This is a genomic window from Cupriavidus sp. 96C5-1 (assembly GCF_057798855.1).
Genome location: NZ_JBYOJU010000039.1, coordinates 90,928 through 96,927 on the forward strand (window position 1 = coordinate 90,928; position 6,000 = coordinate 96,927).

7 protein-coding genes and 2 rRNA genes are annotated in these 6,000 nt (G+C 63.2%); 3 read left to right on the forward strand and 6 right to left on the reverse strand.

The features are described 5' to 3' along the window. Positions 1-306: 306 nt before the first annotated feature. The gene (locus tag AC3FOF_RS32940; RefSeq protein ID WP_017227935.1) at positions 307-555 is read left to right on the forward strand and encodes a hypothetical protein; all 249 of its coding nucleotides are present in this window, start codon (positions 307-309) and stop codon (positions 553-555) included. A 126-nt stretch (positions 556-681) separates the two neighbouring features. Next, complete coding sequence (locus AC3FOF_RS32945; RefSeq protein WP_017227934.1) at positions 682-1,014, forward strand: hypothetical protein; 333 nt, start codon at positions 682-684, stop codon at positions 1,012-1,014. On the opposite strand, the gene AC3FOF_RS32950 is transcribed toward AC3FOF_RS32945, so the two are convergent. After that, a complete protein-coding gene (locus AC3FOF_RS32950) occupies positions 1,011-1,631 on the reverse strand; it encodes a tripartite tricarboxylate transporter substrate-binding protein (protein WP_276265383.1) in 621 nt (206 codons plus the stop codon). The two genes, AC3FOF_RS32945 and AC3FOF_RS32950, sit on opposite strands and share 4 nt — an antisense overlap. Before the next feature lie 181 nt (positions 1,632-1,812). On the opposite strand from AC3FOF_RS32950, the gene AC3FOF_RS32955 reads away from it, so the two are divergent. Next, positions 1,813-2,628, forward strand: coding sequence for an MBL fold metallo-hydrolase (locus tag AC3FOF_RS32955; protein ID WP_488728994.1), 816 nt, complete (start codon positions 1,813-1,815; stop codon positions 2,626-2,628). Here AC3FOF_RS32955 and AC3FOF_RS32960 read toward each other — a convergent pair. The 5 genes from AC3FOF_RS32960 to AC3FOF_RS32980 form a co-directional block, all read right to left on the reverse strand. Further along, positions 2,625-3,599, reverse strand: a complete 975-nt coding sequence (locus tag AC3FOF_RS32960; RefSeq protein WP_488728995.1) for a GlxA family transcriptional regulator — start codon at positions 3,597-3,599, stop codon at positions 2,625-2,627. The genes AC3FOF_RS32955 and AC3FOF_RS32960 overlap by 4 nt on opposite strands. A 159-nt stretch (positions 3,600-3,758) precedes the next feature. Beyond that, positions 3,759-4,772 carry a CBASS cGAMP-activated phospholipase gene (locus AC3FOF_RS32965; RefSeq protein ID WP_035813096.1) on the reverse strand — a complete coding sequence of 338 codons (1,014 nt, stop codon included), beginning with the start codon at positions 4,770-4,772 and terminating at the stop codon, positions 3,759-3,761. A 266-nt stretch (positions 4,773-5,038) separates the two neighbouring features. Next, the gene (hfq, locus tag AC3FOF_RS32970) at positions 5,039-5,422 is read right to left on the reverse strand and encodes an RNA chaperone Hfq (RefSeq protein ID WP_017227929.1); all 384 of its coding nucleotides are present in this window, start codon (positions 5,420-5,422) and stop codon (positions 5,039-5,041) included. A gap of 264 nt (positions 5,423-5,686) precedes the next feature. Beyond that, positions 5,687-5,799: ribosomal RNA gene (gene rrf / locus AC3FOF_RS32975) — 5S ribosomal RNA — on the reverse strand. A gap of 113 nt (positions 5,800-5,912) precedes the next feature. Continuing rightward, a 23S ribosomal RNA gene (locus AC3FOF_RS32980) occupies positions 5,913-6,000 on the reverse strand; the annotation flags it as partial.

Sequence of the window (6,000 nt, forward strand, 5' to 3'; positions counted from 1 at the left end):
CGTCCATATGGTTGACTATAGAAGGTGGGAGGCAGGTCGAGCAGGTCAACCGCGATGCCAGGCAGGCAAGCCGTGCCAGGGCGGCGCGTACCGCATCCGGCGCAGCAGGGCGATGCCGCTGCCCGCCAGGACGGTTCGCGTCCGTTCGATTCCCTCAGGGCCGGGCGAGCGCTTCATGCTTCACAGCGCTGGCAGATACCCGGCAGGACGGCTGCGGGCACGCGCCTGAACGCGCGCGCGCTCGCTGCGACGCCGGCCCGTGTGCTATCTTGGAAACGTCAAGCGTTCAACATCGGGGGACGCCAAATGTCAGTGATCGCACCGGACGAAAAGGCGGATTTCGTCGCCATCCTGCACCGCCACCAGCTTGCCGAGGCCGACTTCCTGCTGCAGGAAACCGACACGACGGATGTCGTGGACGAGGTCTATCCTCTCCAGGGCTATGTCACCGTCGTTCGCAGGTCGACGCTCAAGGAAAGGGAATACCGGATCGGACATGGCACCGCATGGACCACCGCCTTCGAGAAAGACCTGGCGCAGGGTACGTTCGGATGAACCGAATCCCCCTTGCCGCGTAATCAGGCGGCAGGCGCCGCACGTGCCGGACCAGGCTGAAAATTGACGCGCCATGGGATCGGGTGCATCCTTTCAACATACTCGTCCCCAGAAGCGGAGCAGGCGATGACCTCAAACGAATTCGCATCGTTCAAGGCGCACTTGGCTATGTTGCTGCGCGATCTGCCGGCCGGGACCACGGCGGATCTGACCGACGTGGCGGTGGCTTATTGGGACGGCACCCGCGTGGTCGGCACCTACCTGCGCGACGGCGGGCGGCTGGACGAGGAATTCGACTTCGACGAGAACGCCTGGGAGAACTGGCGCGACGAGTTCGTCTACTGGCTGGCCGCGCCCACCTTCACTGAACGCGATGAGCTGAGGACCTACCTGCTAGGCGCTGTCCCGGGCTCAGGCCCGCCCCTCGCGCGCAGCGCCGGGTACGCCGGTCGGCGCTAGGGAAGCGCGCCTTGCCGCCGCCAACAGCCACCGGCGGACTGCTGGCGCCACGCCGCTTGATTATCCGTATCGTTATTCGGCCTTGATTCCCCCTTTGCGGACCACGGCCCCCATCTCACCGCTTCCTCCTGGATAAACGACTGGAACTGCCCGGCCGATCCCCCGACCGGATCGATCCCATATTCGATCAGCCTCGCCTTCACCTCCGGCTGATGCAGCACCGCATCCATCTCGCCAGACAGCTTCCCCACCACGTCCTTCGGCGTCCTGGCCGGCGCCAGCAATCCGATCCAGCTGCTGGCCGTCACCGCCGGATAGCCGGCCTGCGCCATGGTCGGCACCTCGGGCGCCGCCGGCCAGCGCGCCGGGCTCGTAATGGCCAATGCCTTGAGCTTGCCCGCCCTCACCTGCGGCATCATGGTCTGCACCGAGTCGAAGATGATCGCCACCTGCCCCGAGAAGAGGTCCGGCAAGGCCGGCGAGACGCCCTTGTAGGGCACGTGGGTCATCTTCATGCCCACCGCCTGCGAGAACAGCTCGCCGGCAAGATGGGCCCCGGAGCCATTGCCGCTGGCGGGCGAGGCCGCGATCAGCATTGTTTCCACGGCTTCACGCATGCCGGTGGTCCGTCGGCATGAGATCGGGGAAATGATCCGGCAAGCGTTTGGATAGGCTTGGATGGATTGGGATCGCCGGCACTTGGCAGCAACTGACGCAATCTTGTCATTTTGCATTTCGCGCCGGCATTGCATCATGGTTTCCATCGTAACCCGATCCCCGATCCGATAAAGGACTCCGATGGAACTGCAACTCATCCGAAATGCCACGCTACGCCTGCGCTATGGCGGACTGACCCTGCTGGTGGATCCGATGCTGGCCCGGACGGCCGCCCTGGGCCCGCTTCCCGAATACATCGGCGCGGTCCACATGCGCGAAGCCGGGCACACACAAGGCTTCCCGCTAACGCCGTTGCCGGTCACGGTGGCCGCCGTCGTCGCGGACCTGGACGGCCTGCTGCTGACCCACGCTCACGAAGACCACTGGGATGCCGCTGCCCGCGCCAGTCTGCCGCGCGCGCTGCCGGTCTTTTGCCAGCCCGGCGACGCCGCGACGCTGGAAGCACAGGGCTTCCTGCACGTCGTGCCGGTCGCGCACGGCCTGCGCCACCGTGGCGTCGAGATCGAGCGCACCGGCGGCCGCCACGGCCATGGCGATATCGAATCCATCATGGGCGGCGTTTCGGGCTTCGTATTGAGGGCGGAAGGCGAGCCCACGCTGTATATCGCTGGCGACACCGTCCATTGCGACGAAGTCGACCAGGCGCTGGACCGGCACCAGCCCGATGTCATCGTGGTCAACGCCGGCGCGGCGCAGTTTGCGCAGGGACCCGCCGTAACGATGACCGCGCAGGACGTGCTCGAAGTGGCCAGGCGCGCACCGCGCAGCCGCATCGTGGCCGTACATTTCGAGGCGCTCCCCTGGGCGCGCCTCACGCGCCCGGGCATGCGCCAGGTATTGGCGCAACACGGCCTGGGCGAGCGCGTGGCGGTTCCGGACGACGGGCAATGGCTGCGCTATGCGGGGCAAGCCGTCATACCAGCCGTTTCTCGCTAGCCGTTGCGCTGACGATAGCCGCCTGGCGGCAATCCCACCTGCCTGACGAAAGCCCGGCGCAGCGCATTGGCGTTGAGAAACCCGCATTGGCTCGCCACATCCTGCAGGGGCATTCTTTCGTCGAGCAGCCCGCGCGCCAGTTCCACCCGCGCCCGCTCGACGAACAGCCCCGGCGTGTGTCCGGTTTCGCGCAGGAACACACGGGCAAAATTGCGCGGACTCATATGCACGCGCTCCGCCAGCCGCTCCACCGCCAGATCCTCGCGCAGGTTGTCGCAAATCCATAGCTGCAATTGCTGGATCGCCGGCATCTCGGCGAACTGCGCTGCCAGGCGGCTGCTGAGCTGCGGCTGGCCGCCGCTGCGCCTGGCGTACAGGATCATGTCGTGGGCCACACGCAGGGCGGCCGTGCGGCCGCAGTCGGCTTCGACCATCGCCAGCGCCGCATCCACGCTGGCCGACATGCCCGCCGAAGTCCACATCGGGCCGTCCTCGACAAACACCGCATCGGCGTCAAGCCGGACCGCGGGATAACGCGCGGCGAACTGATCCGCCATCTGCCAGTGCGTGGTTGCGCGGCGCCCATCGAGGCAGCCCGCCTCGGCCAGCACAAAACTGGCCGTGCAACTGGCAGCGACCCGCCGGCAATCCGGTACCAACCGGCGAAGCCAGTCCAGTACGGCCGCGTCCGAGACCAGGGGGGACATGCCGGGGAAACCTGCGACCCACAGGGTATCGACCGGTCCATCCCATGCCGACACGCAGCTGCCGGGCTGCACGACAATGCCCGAACTGAGGCGGCATGGCCCTTCATCCACGCTGATCAGATCCACCCGATATGCCGGTGCGCGATTGGCATAGCGCGCGGCGGAACAAAATACCTCGGCAATGGACACCACGTCCGAAGCCTGGCTGCCTGGCCCAATGAGAACCAGGATCTGGCGGGCCGGCCCAGCCCCTCTCTCTTGCATCAGCGCACTCCAGGAATCAACACGATCGACACACGTCCGGCCCCAACGGCCGTACCGGCGGAATCTGCCCCGCAGGCGGGGTAACCGCAGCGCACTTTACACGCATATGCGAATATGCGCGCCGCCATGCGCGGAGCCGCTTGCGCCCCCTGGCGGTGCTTAGCTTGCTTGATTGGTGTGTGCGCCATAGTAGAACGTTGGCGCGCCAGCCCTATGGCTCAGGAAGGATCGGCAATCTTCGTTGCCGATGCAGATCTTGGAACGTTCCGTGGCGGCGCCAAGCAATACTTCCTTCGCCGCGCTATCGGCCCTATCCAGCGCAACCGCGCGCGCACGCTGATCGGTAAGATCGTCGTCGACCAGAAAATAGCGATTGGAAAGCAGATGCGCAAGCATGAAATCGCTAAGTGCCTCTTGTACCGATATCGACAAACCAAACACCCTCTTTGGCATGTTTGCCGGGTTGACGCCGCCCCAGTCATAGGTCCCGCCCTCCCGGTTCCGGCGCGGGTTGACGGTGAACTTGGAGGACATGGTGCCGACTGCCATCACGTGGATATGGTCTGTCGATTGCCCCAGGGATGCCTGTGCTTCGTGAACCGCGAGCATGCCGGGCGCATTGGCATAGAGGCCACCGTCAACATACTGGTTGTTGTTGAACGTATAGCGCGGAAAGTAGGCGGGGGCTGCGCTTGTCGCCATGGCCACGTCCACCAGCCGGCATTTGTGATCCCGCTTGAAATCCGGGTGATGCGGGGTCTTGAAGATCTGCGGCCTGCCGGTCGAGTAATTGATCACCGGGATAATGACCGGATGCTTGCATGAGCCGAGGAGCTGATCGCCGAATATCTTGTCGTCGCCGAGTAGCGCCTGCAACGGCACTGAAGAAAATGGCGCGCGGCATATCCCTGCCAGCGACCAGCGCCGCTTGAAAATCTCTCCACCACGGTTAGCGAGAAGTTCGACGATGCGCTGCGCCGGAATCTCCATCGCAATGGCCAGTGCCAGGATGCCACCAATCGAAGTGCCCGTAACAAGGTCAAACCGGGTGGCGATGGGCGCACCGATCTCGTCCTCGAAGTCAGCCAGCAATTTGGCCGTATACAGCCCACGATAGCCCCCGCCCGACAGCGCCAAGATCTGAAATCGTTGAGAGGCTGCTGCAGTTGTCATCTGGACCTCCTCGGATGGGATTCAATGACATGTCTCGCTCATGCTGCGGGACGGTGCAGTGAAAAGCATAGCAGTGATTCATCAAGACCACTAAATGTAAAACGTGAGTCACTTTTCAAGCAAAGTGGGAGAACGCGTCAGTGCGGGCCGCTGCGTCTCTGGGCTCCCCCCTCAACGCTTCCCCCACAATTTGGCGAACAAGAAAAAGCCCGCCGCGGCATGGCCGGGCGGGCTCTTTGCTTCTTTTGGTTCGGTGCCGGATGGATTTACTCGTCTCCACCATCGGTAGCGATGGAACGGCGTTTCCGTTTGACCACCACAGGTATCCTGGACTCGGTCGCCATCCTGGGCTGGGGCGCTACCGCGGGCTCATTGGGCAGCCTGGACTCATTATCCCGGATCGGGCGAGACTCCCGATGCACTCCTGGGGCCGGCTGGCGTGCGCCGGTCGCCAGTTGAATGGTCGATATCGCTCGCTTGTAAATGGTCTGCACGCCGCCGGGTGCATTCAGCATCACGACAAACTGGTCGAACGACTCGATGGAACCGATCAGCTTGATGCCATTCACCAGGTAGACTTCGACGCGCTTTCGCTCCTTGCGTGCGGCGTTCAGGAAATCGCTTTGCGGGTAAGTGAGGTCAGCTTGCATCGGATGGGTAAAGGGAGTGGCGTACGAGGAGAAGGTGACAACGCGTTAAGGATAGTGAAGGGATAAGGGGCAGGAAAGGTTCCGCCCGGCTCGGTTCTTGAGCGTTTCCCCGTAAAAGCGCACCTTGCGCTACGTATTGTGCCGCAGATTCGACTGGCACCGGCATGTCCACGGGCTGGATAGAGGCGTAATTCAGATAGCCCTGTGCCGGCGGCAAATAGCAAAACCCCCCAGTACTATCGTACTGGGGGGTTTCAAGGGAGAGCCTGGCGATTACCTACTTTCACACGGGTATCCGCACTATCATCGGCGTGGAGTCGTTTCACGGTCCTGTTCGGGATGGGAAGGGGTGGTTCCAACTCGCTATGGTCACCAGGCATAAACGGTGTGCCGCGCTGACTCGGTCAACGCAGCGAATAGGGATGTAGTTGGGGTTGTGCGTATCGGCCAATGGCACGCGATACTCAACCAGGAGAAACACACTGGTTATAGGATCAAGCCTTACGGGCAATTAGTACTGGTTAGCTTAACGCATTACTGCGCTTCCACACCCAGCCTATCAACGTCCTGGTCTCGAA